The sequence below is a fragment of the Allobosea sp. 2RAB26 genome (genome assembly GCF_052115465.1).
Lineage (GTDB): Bacteria > Pseudomonadota > Alphaproteobacteria > Rhizobiales > Beijerinckiaceae > Allobosea.
Genome location: NZ_JBFRGS010000005.1, coordinates 338,366 through 354,922, shown reverse-complemented (window position 1 = coordinate 354,922; position 16,557 = coordinate 338,366). Strand labels below are relative to the sequence as shown.

Genomic DNA, 16,557 nt, shown 5'->3' with positions numbered 1-16,557 from the left:
AACCAGTCTCAGGAGTAGCAGCATGAGCCACCTCATTCGTCAGATGGGCTTCGTCGCCTTCACGACGCCCGATCCGGACGGGTCCGCGCAGGACCTCGCCGAACTCGTGGGTCTCAAGGTGACGGGCCGGCGCGGCGACACAGTGTTCCTGTCTTCGAATGAACGGCGCTGGGAGGTCGCGCTGACGCGAGGCGACAGCCGCGCCACATTGGCGATCGGGCTCGAAGCATCCGACGCCGCAGCGGTCGACGAGATCGGGCGGCGGGTGCGCTCGGAAGGCCTGGAGATCCTGGACGACAGGCCGCTTCACGACGGCATCGAGCGCGCCATACGGTTCGCGACGCCATGGGGGCCGATCTTCGAGGTCCACACGCCCATCGCACGCGATCAGGCACAGCGCCATATCGGGCCTGGGGCGCGTGCCAAACGCATCGAGCACGTCAATCTCAAGGTTCCCGACCGGCTCGCCTTCAGTGACCTATTGGTCAAGCTGCTCGGCATGGAGCTCTCGGATCGCACCGGCGGTGACGAATTCCGCTGGTTTCGGGCCGCCGACGGCTATCACCACACCGTAGCCCTCTGCCCAGGCGATGGCGATCTCCATCACTACGCCTTCGACTTCCACGCCCTCGAGGACCTCGCCGGCATTGCTGACGGGCTTGTCCTCAAGAACCGCTCGCTGCTGTGGGGGCCGGGGCGCCACGGCGCCGGTGGCAACGTCTTCCAGTATTACGTCGACCCCAATGGCTGCGTCGTTGAAATGTCGGTGGGGATGGACCGCATCGACAATGACCTGCTCTATGAGCCTCGCAGCTGGACGATTTCCCCGTCGCTCTCCGACCGCTGGATCAATCTCTGGGGCTCGCCGCCGCCGGCCAACTTCATCGATCCGGCGCTGGGCTTTGCAAGGAGCGCAGCCGCCGCCGACGCGGCATGACCCTCCGCACTCGCGAACGGCCCGCCGACAGGCGACCGCGGCGGGCCATCGCCAATCCGGACGCGGACCCCTGATCCTAACGGGCGCGCCGCGGCTCGACCGTCAGGGGAAAGCAACGCAAGCCACGCGCTGGCCGCTCGTTTCAACCGGGCCTGCGAGCAGCGCCGGCCCAACGAGCGGCCGATGGGGTCGCAGCAAATCCCTATGTCGGCAGCGATTTGCCGGCCTGCTCCTGTACGATGTACTCGGCATACCAGTCCGGCCAGTTCTCATCATGCTGGCCGCCGTTTCGCTTCTCGTGTTCGCCATGCGCGGCCGCCGCACGCCGGAGCGCGGCCGCGAGCTCCCTGGATGAGGCGAAGCGTGTATCACCCGCCTCGACCCGTCCGGGCAGACGCTGGGTGACCTCCTGCAGCAGCCATTCATTGCCGTCCGGGTCCTTGAACGAGAGCCACGACGCGTAGCTGCGCCGTGTCGGCTCGGGCCCGCTGCGACGGTCTCCCTGCTCGCCGTAATGGTAGATCTCGCCAACCTCGGCTCCGCGAGCGGCGAGTGCAGCGCGCGCCGCCACGATGTCGGAGACGATGAGATAGGGGGCCACCGTGTTGCCCTTGCCGAAGATGACAGAAGCGGGCGAGCCTGGAGGCGTGACTTGGATAACCCGGAAATTGTCGCCTGCAATATCGGCATCAAGTCGCCAGCCCAAGCCACCGTAGAAGCGCTTGGCGCGATCGACATCCGCAACGGGGATGCTGACGACCTCAAGCTTCAGGTCGGCCGCCAGGGCTCCGAGGGTCTTGTCTCCAGTCTCGCTGCGCAGTTGAGTATCGCTCATGTCGAACTCCTTCCGTTCAGATGAGTGAGAGTTGCGACACCTCCAGGCGCCTGAAATGACAGAGATCCAGGCGATTGAAACATGTGTCGCGCTTCGACCGACCGCCCGTCGGGAAGTTTACGCCGCTTCGGGCCGGACGCCATAGCGAGCAGCAGGTTCGGCTCGGGAAAGATTGGGCAGCAGCGCCTGCCGTCCTGCCTCAAAGGCATTCCAGTCGGCCATATCCGGCAGGGACGGCACGGTGGCGAACTCACCCAGGTCCAGGCCGGCCAAGGCCGCGTCGACCATCGCCGCAGCGGTCATCACGATCTCGCTCGGCAGGTGCTCGACCGGCTTTCCGGCGATCTCCCAGAAGTCGGTGGCCGTCGCTCCCGGCAGCACGACGTGAACCCGCACGCCCTTGTCCGACAGTTCATGCTTCAAGGACTGGCTGAAGGCCAGGACGAAGGCCTTGGAGCCACCGTAGACGCCGTTCAGGCGCTCCGGCGCGACAGCGACGATCGAAGCGATATTGATGATCGTTCCGCCTCCGCGTTCGACGAATCCGGGCACCGCGGCGTAAGTCAGGCGCATCAAGGCGTCGACGTTCAGAGCAATCATGTCGCTCATCTTGTCGATGTCCGAGTGCAGGAGCGGAGCCGTCGCACCGACACCGGCATTATTGACCAGCGTGGTGATCCGCCGATTGCTCTTCAGTTCCGCCTCGACCTTGGCGAGATCGTCGCGCTTGCCGAGATCGGCAGCAATGACCTCGACCTTGCGGCCCGTCTCGGCTGCGATCCTGTTGGCCAGCTTGCGCAGCCGTTCGGCATTGCGCGCCACGAGAATGAGATCGTGGCCACGGCGTGCGAGACGCTCGGCGTAGATCGCGCCAATACCGGACGAGGCACCCGTGATCAGTGCGAAACCCTTGAGTACCTGGCTCATTGTTTCATCTCCATTGCCCCTGACGGGGCTCCATGGCGAGGAAAACTAGATCTGCTTGCTCATGTCTCAAATGTCATTTATACCACCTTTCAGGACATCAATGACCTGATCGGAGCGCGCCATGCATCGGATCGGTTTCGTCGTTTCACCAGGCTTCCAGCTGATGAGTTTCGCTGCGCTCTCGGCTTTCGAGTTCGCCAATCTCTCGGTCCCCACCACCCCCTTCTATGACGTCCGGGTGATGTCGCAGAGCGGAGGAGCGGTGAAGAGCTCACTCGGCCTGATGCTGCAGACCGAGCCCTTCGACGATACGCCCTATGACACGATGATCTTCGGTGGCGATCTGGCGGGATCGGAGGTGTCGGCTGCGATGATCGATTTCGTGCGCCGGGCGGCGACCAAGGCACGCCGGGTCGCTTCGATCTGCACCGGAGCCTTCGTTCTGGCTCAGGCCGGCCTGCTCGACGGACGCCAGGCGACAACCCATTGGGGAAGCGCCCGGGATCTCGCCGCGCGCTATCCCCGGATCAAGGTCGATCCTGACCGTATCTTCATCGTCGATGGTCCGATCTGGACATCAGCTGGCGCAAGCGCCGGCATCGATCTCGCCCTCGGCATGATCGAGAAGGACCTCGGCCCCGAAGTTGCACGCATGACGGCACGAAAACTGGTTGTCTATCACCGGCGCGCGGGAGGCCAGTCGCAGCATTCCGCCTTGCTCGACATGGACGCCAAGTCGGACCGCGTTCAGTCGGCACTCGACTATGCCAGGAGCAATCTCCAGTCGCGCTTGAGCGTCGAGGATCTCGCTGACGCCGCCAGGCTCAGCCCCCGCCAGTTCAGCCGCGCCTTCCGCGCGGAGACCGGCCAGTCGCCGGCCAAGGCGGTCGAGAACCTGCGGGTCGAAGCCGCGCGCCTGTTGATGGAGCAGACCGGCCACCCCGTCGAGGCCATCGCGGAGCAAACCGGTTTCGTCGACCGGGAGCGGATGCGGCGTGCCTTCCTGAGAAACTATGGCCAGCCACCACAGGCCATCCGGCGCAATGCACGCGCAGCAGGCTAGCGCGGCGTCCGAAGCCATCCCCGCCGTCCGTGCTATGATCGGACGACGTCGGGTTGCGAGTGGGACTCTCGCTCCCGGCCATGATCCTCATCGCGTATCGGCTGGCGGACGAGCCCGCAGGCGTTCCGGTTTCACCTTCAAGCCCCGCGCTCAGGTGGTCATCCGTCTGAGCCCGTTCAATCGCGAGTTGTTCAACCGAGGGAGTTGCGAAGATGAAGATCCTGATGGTGCTGACGTCACATGATCAGCTTGGCGATACGGGCAAGCTGACCGGCTTCTGGCTCGAGGAATTCGCGGCGCCCTACTACGTCTTCAAGGACGCTGGCGCCGAGATCACACTTGCCTCGCCGAAAGGCGGCCAGCCACCGATTGATCCCAAGAGCGATGAGCCCGGCAACCAGACCGACGCAATGACGCGGTTCAAGAAGGATCCGACTGCGCAGCGGACCCTGGCAAACACCGTCAAGCTCAGCGACGTAACGGCAGACGGCTACGACGCCGTCTTCTATCCCGGTGGTCATGGCCCGTTATGGGACCTTGCCGAGGATCCGGCTTCGATTGCGTTGATCGAGGCGCTCTACAATGCCGGCAAACCCGTTGCCGCCGTCTGTCACGCGCCGGGCGTACTGCACCGGGTAACCTCTCAGGGGCAGCCGATCGTCAAGGGCAAGCGCGTCACGGGCTTCACCAACTCCGAGGAGGAGGCCGTCCAGCTCACCAACGTCGTGCCATTCCTCGTCGAGGACGAACTGAGGCGCCTCGGAGGACGCTATGAAAGAGCAGCCGACTGGCAGAGCTTCGCGATCGTCGATGGCCGCCTGATCACCGGCCAGAACCCCGCCTCCTCGACCGCCGCTGCGCAGGAACTCATCAAGCTCCTGCGCTAGGCTCCTCGGCGGCAGGCGATTGCGAGCATCGAGCGCTCGGCGTTCTCTGCGGCGGGAACCACCCGTCCCCCAGAAATCGGCAGCCAAAGCTTGCATTTTCGCACCCAGCGACGATGGTGGCGCCTTGGCTGGGGGACGCAGTGGCATTTCGCTTTCTTCATACCGCCGACTGGCAGATCGGTAAGCCGTTCTCCAACATTGTCGGCGATCCCGGGGCGGAACTGCGATCACAGCGGATCAAGACCGTCGAGACGATTGCCAGCCTGGCGCATGAGCGACAGGTCGACGCCGTGCTGGTTGCAGGCGATGCCTTCGACAGCAACTCGGTCTCGGACCGGACCATCGTGCGCACGCTCGAAGCCCTCGCCGCCTTCAAGGGACAATGGATATTCCTGCCCGGAAACCATGACGCGGCCTTGGCCCACAGTGTCTGGACACGGATCCAGGCCATGGGCCCGGCGGCGAATGTCATCATCGCCGACAAGCCGGAACCGCTCGATCTCTGGAGTGGTCGGGCTGTCGTTCTGCCCGCCCCGTTGCGCCGCCGACGAGAGGCGCTCGACCAGACCACCTGGTTCGTCGATGCGCCATCCGGGGACGGCGCATGCCGCATTGGCCTGGCCCATGGCAGCGTTGCCAATCGACTGCCGGGCGCCGCGGAATCGTCGAACGAAATCCCCGAGGATCGATCAGAGACCGCCAACCTTTGCTATCTGGCACTCGGCGACTGGCATGGGGCTTTGAAGATCGCCCAGCGGACCTATTATTCCGGGACGCCTGAACCTGACCGCCACAAGGCCAATGACGCCGGGTCGGTCTACATCGTCGACATCCCCGGACCGCGAGCATCGGAGATCGTCGAGACCGTCGCTGTCGGGCACTTTCGCTGGAACAAGGTCGCGGTCGAACTCGTCGATGGCACATGCGATCGCGCCATCGAAACGCTCAGTGATCTCGCCGCGGGCCATCGCCATCAGGTGGTCTCGCTCTCGCTGGCAGGCAGTGTCAGCTTTGCCGAGCGCCGGCGCCTCGAAAGCGAGCTTCGCTCCTGGGAGGCCCGCCTTCACCATCTCGAGATCGATGACAGCGCGTTGGTCGATGAGCCAACCTCCGATGATCTCGATGCGCTCGACAAATCCGGTTTCGTTCGTGCCGCGGTCGAGCGACTGCGCGCGAAGGCAACCAATGACGGTGATCCGGAGGCCGGCGCTGCGCGGATGGCGCTTCGCATGATGTATCTCGACCATTTCTCCAAGGGCGCTTGAGCCATGTTCCTTCGCCGCCTGGAGATCGAGGATTTCCGGAAGCTCCGATCCGTCGTCATCGACGATCTCCAGGATGGCCTCAACGTCATCTCGGGTGACAACGAAGCCGGCAAGTCGACCATTCTCGCAGCACTGCGAGCCGCCTTCTTCGAGCGTCACCGCGTCGGAGGCGAAGCCGCGCAGGCGATGCTGCCCTACAACCAGAATGTCCGTCCCCAGGTCAAAGTCGACTTCGAGCTCGATGGGCAGGCCTGGTCGCTTCGCAAGGCCTTTTGCCAGAAGCCCGAGGCCGAGCTGATCGGGGCCAACGAGCGTCATATCGGCGACGCAGCCGATGATCGCCTGGCGGAGTTGTTCGGGTTTACCCCGCCAGGCCGCGGTGGTTCCAAGCCGCAGGATCACCAGGGCATATTCGGGCTTCTCTGGGTCGAGCAAGGGCTCTCACATCAGGCGCTTGGTGTCGGCGCCGGCCGGGACTCGCTTTCCTCAGCACTTGAATCCGAAGTCGGCCAGGTCATCGGCGGAGAACGCGGAAGAGCCCTGATTGCAGCAGCCGAGGCGCGGCGCAGCACCTACTGGGACAAACGCTACAAGCCGCGCGGTGACTACAAGGCGCTGCTCGACGATGTCGAAGCCCTCTCCGCTCGTCGCGAAGAGATGTCCTCTCGCCTCGCGGCCCATGACAGCAAGGTCGGCGACCTCGCAAGGAAGCGCGAGATTGTCGCGCGCTATCACAAGGACGCCTCTCTCGAGAAAGCCCTCTCCGCCCTCGCCTCTGCGCAGGAGGCAATGGTACAGGCCGAGATGCTCGAGACGATCGTTGTTGAGGCCGGCCGTGACGCCACGCGTTGCAAGGCTGGGACCGAGGCAGCCACAGAACGGCTCGCCGCGCGGCAGGCGCTCGTGAAATCGTCTGATGCCGCACGGGCGTCACTGGCCCAGGCCACTCACGATGCCGAGGATGCCAAAGGCGTCGTAAGCCGGCTCGAGCGCGCGACCGCCACGACCTCTGCGAGGCTCGCACAAGCGCGAACTGCGCGGAGCGCTGCGGACGAAGCTCTCGCCGCGGTCCAGCGGGCCATCGACCACGGTCGCGCGCTGCATCTCCTCGCCCGCTTGGAGCTAGATCTCAGGAGTGCCGAAGAGGCTGACGGCAAGCGCATGACCGCTTTGGCCGCCGCAGCAGCCATCACCGTCACGAAGGCCGAGGTCGACACGCTCGAGCGCGCCGGCGAACAGCTCGCGAAAGCCAGGGCCCGGCTCGAGGCGGCGAGCGTCCGGATCGAATTCAGGCCGAAGGCGCAACAGAACGTCTCTTCAGACGGCAAGGCAATCTTGCTGAGTGAGCCCCTGCTCCTCGCAAGAGACGCGACGATCGAGCTCGAAGGGTTCGGCCAGTTGGTCGTCCATCCAGGAGGTGGTGTCGGTGATCTCGCGCGAGCCTTTGGCGAAGCCGAACGCGCCTTCCAAAGCGAGCTGCGCAAGGCCGGCTGCGCCAGCTTCGAGGCGGCAAGATCGCAAGTACTGCAAAAGGGCGAAGCGATCGCCGAAGCAGAGCTGCAAAGGAAGCTGATCAGCGCCACCGCTCCCAGGGGGCTCGAAGTCCTTCGGCAGGAGACCCAGAACCAGCGCGCGCTCGCCGCCCAGTCCGCTGCGCGGGAGATCGACGCAAAGGAAGCGTCAGAGGAGAGCCGCGCCGGGGCAGTCGAGGCCCAACGCATCGCCATACAGGACGAGAAGGCCGCCGAAGACGCCGCGGCGCAGCATCGCGCCCAGCATGAGAAGGCCACGCTTGACGCAGCGGTCTGGAACGAGCGCCTGAATGCCGCAATCACGAGCGCCAGCGAGAAGGGGCGCGACCTCGTCGAGGCTCGCTCGAAGATCGCGGATACCGAGCTGCAGGCCAGTTTTGATGCCGCCCAATCGGCCCATATGACGGCCAAGGAGGCAGAGCAGGCTGCCATTCGCGCGCTGGAGCAGGCGAACCCCGAAGCCGCCTCGCTGGCCCTTTCCAGGGCCAGGAACGCAGCTGAGAATATCCGCGCCGATCTTGAGAAGACGGCCCGCGAGGCTCGCGATCTCGAGATCGAACTTCGGGCGCTTGGCCGTGATGGATTGGGCGAGCAGCTCGCCGAGATCGAAGGCCAGATCGCGCTCAGGCAAAGGCAGCTCGCGACGACCAAGGCTCAGGCCGATGGCGCCCGGCTTCTCTACGAGACATTGGCGGAAGCGCAGCGCGAGTCCAAGGACCGCTGGCTCGGCCCGGTACGCGAACGGGTTGCTCCGTATCTGCGCCTGCTCCATCCCGACAGCCAGATCGTGCTCAACGAGGACACGCTCGAGATCGAGCACTTCGTCCGCGCTGGCGTCGAAGAGCCCTTCAGACAGCTCAGCATGGGCGCCAGAGAGCAGACAGCGGTGATCACGCGCCTGGCACTGGCGGACATCCTGCGAGGCTTTGGCCAGCCATCGATCGTCATCCTCGACGACGCACTGGTGAACACCGACGAAGAGCGTCTCGACCGGATGCACCTCGTCTTGAACAAAGCTGCCGGTTCCCTGCAGATCCTCATCCTGACCTGTCGAGAGAAGGATTTCATCCAGCTCGGCGCTCCGATCAGGCGCATTTAGCCTCACCCGAGAGGCTAAGGGCCAGAGCCAGAGTTGCCGTGTTGCTGCCAAGGCTTATCTACGTCCCATGACCGCTATCCCCTTCGACAATTCCTACGCCCGCTTCCCCGAGCGCTTCTTCGCGCGGGTAACCCCCAGCGCGGTCCGTTCGCCGCGTCTGCTGCGGTTGAACACGGCGCTCGCGCAGCAGCTCGGTCTCGATCCGATCTGGCTGGCGGGCCCCGACGGCATCGAGATGCTTGCAGGCAACCGTGTTGCCGAAGGAGCCGAGCCGATCGCCACGGCCTATGCCGGTCACCAGTTCGGCGGGTTCAGCCCGCAGCTCGGCGACGGCCGCGCCGTCCTGCTCGGAGAGGTGATCGATCGCGATGGCAGGCGCCGCGACATCCAGCTCAAGGGTGCAGGGCTGACACCGTTCTCGCGTCGGGGCGATGGGCGGGCCGCACTGGGGCCGGTGCTGCGGGAATACATCGTCAGCGAGGCGATGGCTGCATTGGGCGTGCCGACGACACGGGCCCTCGCCGCTGTCATGACGGGCGAAACCGTCAGGCGCGAGACGCTGCTCCCCGGAGCCGTGCTGACCCGCGTCGCCTCCAGCCATATCAGGATCGGGACATTCCAGTTCTTCGCGGCCCGCAGTGATGTCGAGGGACTGCGCCTCCTCGCCGACCACGTCATCGCCCGGCACTATCCTGACGTCAGCGCCAGCGCAGCGCCGTATCTGGCCCTGCTGGAGGCTGTCATTGCCGTGCAGGCGGCGCTCGTCGCCCGCTGGATGCAGATCGGTTTCATCCACGGCGTGATGAACACCGACAACATGTCGGTTGCGGGCGAAACGCTGGATTATGGGCCGTGCGCCTTCATGGATGCCTACGACCCGGGCACGGTGTTCAGCGCCATAGACGAGCGCGGGCGTTACGCCTACGGCAACCAGCCGCCCGTCGCACGCTGGAACCTGACGCGGTTCGCCGAAGCGCTGCTCCCGCTGCTGGCTGATGACCAGGATCAGGCGGTCAAGCTCGCGCAGGAGGCGCTGGACCGCTTCGATGAGCTGTTCCAGACCGCCTTGATCGGCGGTTTCCGCCGCAAGCTAGGGCTTTTCGCCGATGAAGCGGATGATTTCGTGCTGATCAAGGCCCTGCTCGACACGATGCAGCGCGGCCAGGCCGATTTCACACTCGTGTTCCGGCGGTTGAGCACGGATGGAACCGCCGCTGCCGAAGGGAGCGCTTGCCGCGACCTGTTCGGCAATCCCGCGGCGTTCGACGACTGGGAGAGCACGTGGCGGCAACGGCTGGCGCGCGAGGCCATATCGCCCGCGGAGCGGGTGAAGGCGATGCGCGCCGTCAATCCGCTGTTCATCCCACGCAACCATCGCGTCGAGGCCGCAATCGAGGCGGCCGTGGAGCAGCAAGATCTCGCTCCCTTCGAGGAATTGCTGGCGGTTCTGGCAAATCCCTATGACGAGCAGCCAGGGCGGGGGGACTACGCCCGCCCCCCGGCGGCTCATGAGCGTGTGCTCGCAACCTTCTGCGGAACCTGAACTCAGCGGGCCTCGATCCGAGCCGGTGTCGGATTGCGAGGCTCGCTGAGAGGCTGCGTGCGCCGGTCTCGCCCTATCGCATCGCCCTAAAGCCGCCTACTCCTAGTAAACTGGCCGGACATTTCGGGTATCCTCCTGTGGCGACGCTAGATGAATTCTCCGACCGCCATCATGTGGTCGTGATCGGGGCCGGGTTCGGCGGGCTCGAGGCGGTCCATCGCCTCGCCGGTGCGCCTGTTCGGATCACCATCGTTGACCGGCGCAATCACCACCTGTTTCAGCCGCTTCTCTACCAGGTCGCCACCGCCTCGCTTGCGACGTCGGAAATCGCGTGGCCGATCCGGCATCTCCTGCGCAAGCGCCCGGAAATCACGACGCTGCTGGCCGGCGTCAATGACATCGACCCCGAGGCTAGGCGCGTTATCCTCGATGACGGATCCACGCTTGCCTATGACAGTCTGATCGTGGCGACCGGCGCGCGTCATGCCTATTTCGGGCATGACGACTGGGAGCCCTTCGCGCCGGGTCTGAAGACCCTCGAGGACGCTACGACGATCAGGCGCCGCATTCTCCTCGCCTTCGAGAAGGCAGAACGGGAAACGGATCCGCTGAGACAGGCCGCACTGCTCACCTTCGTGATCATCGGAGCCGGCCCCACCGGCGTTGAGCTGGCGGGCACGATTGCCGAACTGGCGCGCTCCACCCTTCCCGAAGATTTCCGCAACATCGATACCCGCAGGGCGCGCGTGGTGCTGATCGAAGCAGCTCCGCGCGTGCTTGGCGGCTTTGCGCCCGATCTGTCCGCCTATGCCCATCGCGCCCTCGAAGGGCTCGGCGTCGAGATCTTCCTCGGACAGGCAGTGTCGCAATGCACGGCCGAGGGTGTGGTCTATGGCGACACGACGCTTGCCGCGGCGACGATCATCTGGGCTGCCGGCGTACAAGCCTCCCCCGCAGCCGGCTGGCTGGATGCTCCCGCTGACAGAGCCGGACGGGTCAAGGTCGAGGCCGATCTCACGGTACCGGGCAGACCCGAGATCTTCGTCATTGGCGACACGGCAAGCGTCGCTGCGCCCGATGGAAGCCCTGTTCCGGGCATCGCGCCCGCAGCCAAGCAACAGGGAAAATACGTCGCAACGGCAATCCGCCTCAGGCTTCGCGGGGAGCGCGTGCTACCCGCCTTTCGCTACAAGCATGCGGGCAGTCTGGCGACGATCGGGAAGCGGCTTGCGGTGATCGATTTCGGCTTCTTCAAGCTCCGCGGCGCGCTGGCCTGGTGGCTATGGGGCCTCGCTCACATCTATTTCCTGATCGGCGTCCGCAATCGGGTGAGCGTGGCATTGAGCTGGCTGTGGGTTCACGCGCGCGACCAGAGAAGTTCGCGGCTGATCACGCAGGGGCGCGAAAACGAAAGCCGACCGAAACAACGATAGACCGTCCCTGGCGAAGAGCCTCACCGCGGCCGGCAGACCGCGCCGGCGCCCCCAAGCTTCCCTTACTTCGTCCAGCGCTTGTCCCCGATCCGGGCACCGAAGTGATGGGCGAACAGGAGCAGCGCATCGACAACCGACTGGTCGCTGCCGCCTTCGAAGGCAAACAACGGGTAGGAAACGCTGATGGCGATGTTCATGCCCTTATGCGGGTCCTCGAAAGCAACGGAGATGGCTTTCACGCCGTCGAAAAGCTCCTGATTTGAGATCGCATAGCCGCGCAATCGCGACATCGCGACCTCGCGCAACAGATCGTCGATCGAAACCAGGGTCTGCTTCGTCACCGGATCGAGCGCTGCAGCAAAGAGACTGCGTATCTCGGCATCCGGTTTGACGGCGAGGAGCGCCTTCCCCATCGCGGCGGCATGCGCGGGCAGCCTGTGGCCAGGCTCGACCGTGAACTGGATCGGCTGCGAGCCCCGCGCCGTCTTGAGGACGACGACCTCGGTGCCGGAGAGCACGCCCAGCCATACCGTGTGCTCGGTCTGGCGGGCGAGCTCCTCCATTTCCTTCTGCGCCTGTTCCACCAGATCGAAATTCCGGTGAAAGCTCGCAGCCAGCTGCACAGCGAGGATCCCCGCCCTGTAGCGCTGCGTCGCAGGATCCTGCTCGATCAGCCCCCCGCTCGCCAGCGAAGCCAGCAGGCGCGAGGCGCTGCTGCGCGTGACTTTCAAGTGGCGGCTGGTTTCGCCAACCCGCAGCTCGCCTCCCGAATTGACGAGCAATTGCAGCGCACTAACGGCCTTTTCAATCGACTTCATGAGCGCTCGCTTGGCGGCTTGACGCCGCGCAGATGTCCTGCGTACGATAAATAATCAACATGTTGCGTAATAAGCAACACTTTTTCCGACTGTCAAGAGGAGACACCCATGCGGGGCACCGGCGGCGCGCTACTTTACGAAACCCTGAAGAGCTACGGGGTGACCTGCCTGTTCGGCATGGAGGATCCGATCCATGTGTTCCACGCCGTCGACCGCGCATTCACGCGGATCGTCACGGTGCGCGACGAGAAGCATGCGGCCATCATGGCGCATGGCTATGCCCAGGTAACCGGCCGGCCAGGCGTGTGCGCCGCCACCTTCGGGCCGGGCGCGACCAATCTGATCACGGGCCTGCTGGAGGCGCAGCGCTCCTCCGTGCCGGTGATCGCGCTCGTCCAGGACCACCCGCTGCGGCTCAAGAACAAGAACGCCAGCAGCGCGCTCGATCATGCGGTTGCTCTTGCGCCCTATGTGAAGGACGTGACGCGCATCGATGCACCGGAGCAGGCGGCCGACGCAGTGCGCAAGGCCTTCCGGATCGCGACATCGGGGCGGCCGGGCCCTGTGGTCCTGCTTTGCCCTGGCGATGTCATGGCCGCCGAAGCCGAAGCCCAGACCTGGGCTGACCAAGCCTACACGCATTTCCCGGCCAACCGGGTCCGGGCGAGCCGCGAATCCATAGAGAAGGCGGCAGAGCTCCTCGCGACGGCCCAGCGGCCACTCCTGATCGCGGGCGGCGGATCGATTATCTCCGGCGCCGAAGAGGAAATCCGGATGCTGGCGGAACTGTTCGACATCCCCGTCGCGACAACCATGACCGGGCGCGGAGCCATTGCCGATGCGCACCCGCTCGCCGCGGGCCCGCTCGGCTCCACCACGGGCGGACGCTATGGTCGCGGGCAGATCTCCAACACGCTGTTCGCCGAGGCCGACGTCGTCTTCGTGCTCGGCTCGCGCACCGGCCAGATCTGCTACAGCGACTGGTCGCTGCCCAAGCCTGAAACCAAGCTGATCCATCTCGATATCGACCCGGCCGAGATCGGCCGCAATTTCGCAACCGACATCGCCATGGTCGGCGATGTCCGCGATACCCTGCGCGACCTGATGGCCTATTGCGCCGATCGTGGCCTGGCCCGAACCAACCCGGAGACCAGGGCGCGGATCGACCAGCTGACGGAGAACTGGAGGGCCGAGTTCCGGCCGGTCGCGGAGTCGGCGCAGACACCGATCCGGCCCGAACGCCTGCTGGCCGAAATCTCGGCACAGGTCGATGAACGGACCCTCATCGTTACGGATGCCAGCTACATCACCGGCTGGGCCATGAGCCATATCGATGTGCCAGGCTCGGGGCGCTTCATCCTCTCGCCGCGTGGAACCGGTGGAATTGGCTGGAGCCTGCCCGCCGCAATCGGCGCCAAGATGGCCGACCCATCGCTCAAGGTCGTCTGCGTGACCGGCGACGGCGCCTTTGGCTACGTCATCAACGAGCTCGAAACAGCCGCCCGCTACGGCGTCGATATCCTCGTCGTCGTGTTCAACAACGGCACCCTCGGCTTCCAGCGGCATTGGGAGCAGAAGGTGATGGGCCGCTATCTCGAATGCGACTTCCTCGACATCGACTATTCGGAAGTCGGTCGGGCCCTGAAGTGCCGCGGTGAGCGCGTCACGGCCCCGGAGGCGATCGCTGCGGCCCTGGCCGGGGGGCTTGCTGCCGACGGCCCCTTCGTCATCGACGTCGTCATCGATCCCAACGCCACAGCACCGATCGTCGGCTTCGAGACCATTCTCGCGCGCGACGCGGTCCATTGATGCGGTCGATCACCTCACGAGAGCCGATCTGTTCAACAGCGCCATACAAAAGGGGAAGAGCATGCTGAGAACCATCGCCAACGCACTTGCGTCGGCCGCTGTCGCAGCGGTCGTCGCGCTGACTGCTTCCGGAGCCTCCGCAGGCCCCACGCTCGATCGGATCATATCCGAAAAGAAGCTGGTCGTCGGAGTAGCCCCCTGGAACAAGTTCGTTCTGCTGAATCCGAAGACGAGCCAGTACGAAGGCCTCATCGTCGACGACATTCGCAATCTCGAGGCGATGACCGGGATCAAGGTCGAGCTCGTCAACACGACCTGGAGCGGCCTCGTGGCCGGGCTCCAGGCCGGCAAATGGGACGTCATCATGAGCGGGCTCGGAGCGACACCCGAGCGTGCGACGGCCGTCGCGTTTGGAGAGGCCTTCGGCTATCTCTCGTCCACCGCCATGGTGCGCGCCGATAGCCCGGTGCGGACCTTCGCGGACCTGGACAAGGAGGGCAATGTCCTCTCCGTGGTCTCGGGCACCGCTGCCCAGCAATATGCCCAGCGCACCTTCAAGAAGGCGAAGGTCACGCCCCTTTCCGATACGGGAGCGGCGGTGCTCGAGGTCATGCAAGGGCGGTCGACGGCCTATATCGGCGATTCCGTCTCGAATGAGTTGCGCGCTCAGGAGCGCCCGACCGAACTGCGCAATATCAAGTTCGCCAGCGATCAGACGGAATGGACCAGCATGAACCACGCTGTCCGGTATGCCGATCTCGACCTTCTGGTCTTCCTCGACACCTATGTCCGCTCCATGAAGCTGCGGGGCTGGTACCGCACCCTCGCCGAGAAGTGGAACCTGCCGCCTGAACTGGCTGTCGGGCCGCGCTAGCCGACGAACCAGGCAAGGGGCGGACGCCCGTCGCGTATCCGCCCCCTGTCACGTCTCTGCTCCGGAAAATGCTGGTCGAATGAGATCATGAATTACACATTTCAATTCGGCGTTCTGACCGAATACGGGCCCTATCTCGCGGGCGGACTCTGGCACGCGTGGTGGACGAGTTTTCCCAGCATCATCATCACGACCATTCTCGGCGTCGTACTGGCGGCGATGAGCATGTCGCGGCGCTGGTTGCTGCGCGGCGCCTCGGTGGTTTTCGTCGACCTGTTCCGCACGCTTCCGGTCGTGGTCCTGCTGATCTGGATCCACTATGTCATGCCGATCCTGACAGGGGTTTCGTTTTCTCCGACCGTGAGCTCGATCATCGCACTGTCCCTGAACGGGGCTGCGCTTGCCTGTGAAGCGTTTCGCGGCGGCCTTGAGGCGATCCCGGCCACGCAAACCCAGGCTGCACAATCGCTTGGGTTCTCACGCTGGAAAGTGATGCGTTACATCACGCTGCCTCAGGCTTTCTTTGCGACCCTACCGTCCCTCACCAATGTCCACATCACGGTCATCAAGAACGTCACCGTAACAGTACTGATCGCGGTGCCGGAGGTGATGTTCCGGGCTCAGGAACTAACGGTCCAATTCTTTCGCCCGCTTGAGTTCTATACTGGTGCAGCCGTTCTGTATGTGGCGCTTATCTGGGGATACGCCCTGCTCATGCGGATGCTCGAAAGGCTTCAAAAATGGCAACCGATCTGATGACGGGCGCGACTGCAGCCTCGGCTCAGGCCTTCATCCGTATTCGCGACGTTCACAAATCCTATGGCGCCGTCAGCGTGCTCAACGGCATTTCCCTCGACGTCGCACAGGGCGAAGTGCTGGTGCTCTGCGGCCCCAGCGGTTGCGGCAAGAGCACGCTCCTGCGCTGCATCAACGGCCTCGAGACGATCAATCGCGGCGACATCTCCGTGGACGGGCGCAATGTCGAAACGGCCAATCCCGATACGTTGCAGAGAATTCGCCTGTCGACGGGCTTCGTCTTCCAGAACTTCAATCTGTTCCCGCATATGACGGCGCTCGAGAACATCACCATCGCGCCGATGAAGATCCTCGGGACGCCGCCCCGCATGGCGACGGAACAGGGCAGAAAGCTGCTTGAGCAGGTCGGCATGGCGGAGAAGGCGAACGTCTATCCGTTCCAGCTCTCCGGTGGGCAGCGTCAGCGCGTGGCGATCGCCCGGGCACTGGCGATGAACCCCACCCTGATGCTGTTCGACGAGCCGACATCGGCGCTCGATCCCGAGATGCGCGAGGAGGTTCTCCAGGTCATCCGCAAGGTGCACCAGGAGCACAACATGACGATGGTCGTGGTGACCCACGAGATCGGGTTCGCCAAGAGCGTCGCCAGCCGGGCCATGTTGCTCGACGCCGGACAGATCGTCGAGGAGGCCCCTGCCCGCGCCTTCTTCGAGAACCCGGCGGAGGAACGCACCCGGCGCTTCCTGCGCGCCATCATCAACGATTGATCCTTGGCGATT

14 protein-coding genes are annotated in these 16,557 nt (G+C 64.6%); 11 read left to right on the top strand and 3 right to left on the bottom strand.

The genetic code is table 11. From position 1 onward, the window contains the following. Nucleotides 1-22 precede the first annotated feature (22 nt). Complete coding sequence (locus AB4118_RS12090; protein WP_441489946.1) at nt 23-937, top strand: VOC family protein; 915 nt, start codon at nt 23-25, stop codon at nt 935-937. A 202-nt stretch (nt 938-1,139) separates the two neighbouring features. On the opposite strand, the gene AB4118_RS12085 is transcribed toward AB4118_RS12090, so the two are convergent. Both AB4118_RS12085 and AB4118_RS12080 read right to left on the bottom strand, forming a co-directional pair. Further along, nucleotides 1,140-1,772, bottom strand: coding sequence for a VOC family protein (locus AB4118_RS12085; RefSeq protein WP_441489945.1), 633 nt, complete (start codon nt 1,770-1,772; stop codon nt 1,140-1,142). A 117-nt stretch (nt 1,773-1,889) separates the two neighbouring features. Then, complete coding sequence (locus AB4118_RS12080) at nt 1,890-2,699, bottom strand: SDR family NAD(P)-dependent oxidoreductase (protein ID WP_441489944.1); 810 nt, start codon at nt 2,697-2,699, stop codon at nt 1,890-1,892. Nucleotides 2,700-2,820: 121 nt separating this feature from the next. Here AB4118_RS12080 and AB4118_RS12075 point away from each other — a divergent pair, with 121 nt between their 5' ends. The 6 genes from AB4118_RS12075 to AB4118_RS12050 all read left to right on the top strand — a co-directional run bounded on the left by AB4118_RS12075 (nt 2,821) and on the right by AB4118_RS12050 (nt 11,521). Next, on the top strand, nt 2,821-3,762 hold the full coding sequence (locus tag AB4118_RS12075) for a GlxA family transcriptional regulator (RefSeq protein WP_441489943.1): 942 nt from the start codon (nt 2,821-2,823) through the stop codon (nt 3,760-3,762). A gap of 212 nt (nt 3,763-3,974) precedes the next feature. Further along, a complete protein-coding gene (locus AB4118_RS12070) occupies nt 3,975-4,649 on the top strand; it encodes a type 1 glutamine amidotransferase domain-containing protein (protein WP_441489942.1) in 675 nt (224 codons plus the stop codon). A 140-nt stretch (nt 4,650-4,789) separates the two neighbouring features. Further along, nucleotides 4,790-5,914 carry a metallophosphoesterase family protein gene (locus AB4118_RS12065; RefSeq protein WP_441489941.1) on the top strand — a complete coding sequence of 375 codons (1,125 nt, stop codon included), beginning with the start codon at nt 4,790-4,792 and terminating at the stop codon, nt 5,912-5,914. Nucleotides 5,915-5,917: 3 nt separating this feature from the next. Further along, nucleotides 5,918-8,545 carry an AAA family ATPase gene (locus AB4118_RS12060; RefSeq protein ID WP_441489940.1) on the top strand — a complete coding sequence of 876 codons (2,628 nt, stop codon included), beginning with the start codon at nt 5,918-5,920 and terminating at the stop codon, nt 8,543-8,545. A gap of 67 nt (nt 8,546-8,612) precedes the next feature. Continuing rightward, nucleotides 8,613-10,088, top strand: a complete 1,476-nt coding sequence (locus tag AB4118_RS12055; RefSeq protein WP_441489939.1) for a protein adenylyltransferase SelO — start codon at nt 8,613-8,615, stop codon at nt 10,086-10,088. Between the two features lie 137 nt (nt 10,089-10,225). Continuing rightward, the gene (locus AB4118_RS12050) at nt 10,226-11,521 is read left to right on the top strand and encodes an NAD(P)/FAD-dependent oxidoreductase (protein ID WP_441489938.1); all 1,296 of its coding nucleotides are present in this window, start codon (nt 10,226-10,228) and stop codon (nt 11,519-11,521) included. A gap of 62 nt (nt 11,522-11,583) precedes the next feature. Here the strand turns inward: AB4118_RS12050 and AB4118_RS12045 are convergent, their stop codons facing one another. Beyond that, on the bottom strand, nt 11,584-12,339 hold the full coding sequence (locus AB4118_RS12045; RefSeq protein WP_441489937.1) for an IclR family transcriptional regulator: 756 nt from the start codon (nt 12,337-12,339) through the stop codon (nt 11,584-11,586). 108 nt (nt 12,340-12,447) lie between these two features. On the opposite strand from AB4118_RS12045, the gene AB4118_RS12040 reads away from it, so the two are divergent. The 4 genes from AB4118_RS12040 to AB4118_RS12025 all read left to right on the top strand — a co-directional run bounded on the left by AB4118_RS12040 (nt 12,448) and on the right by AB4118_RS12025 (nt 16,545). Then, nucleotides 12,448-14,148: a thiamine pyrophosphate-binding protein gene (locus tag AB4118_RS12040; protein ID WP_441489936.1), complete on the top strand. Its 1,701-nt coding sequence runs from the start codon at nt 12,448-12,450 to the stop codon at nt 14,146-14,148. A gap of 61 nt (nt 14,149-14,209) precedes the next feature. Next, nucleotides 14,210-15,022 (top strand): transporter substrate-binding domain-containing protein, encoded by an 813-nt coding sequence (locus AB4118_RS12035; protein ID WP_441489935.1) that lies wholly within the window; start codon nt 14,210-14,212, stop codon nt 15,020-15,022. 87 nt (nt 15,023-15,109) lie between these two features. Next, a complete protein-coding gene (locus AB4118_RS12030) occupies nt 15,110-15,778 on the top strand; it encodes an amino acid ABC transporter permease (protein WP_043235261.1) in 669 nt (222 codons plus the stop codon). Further along, on the top strand, nt 15,778-16,545 hold the full coding sequence (locus tag AB4118_RS12025) for an amino acid ABC transporter ATP-binding protein (protein WP_441490038.1): 768 nt from the start codon (nt 15,778-15,780) through the stop codon (nt 16,543-16,545). The genes AB4118_RS12030 and AB4118_RS12025 overlap by 1 nt, the downstream gene beginning before the upstream one ends. Nucleotides 16,546-16,557: the final 12 nt, after the last annotated feature.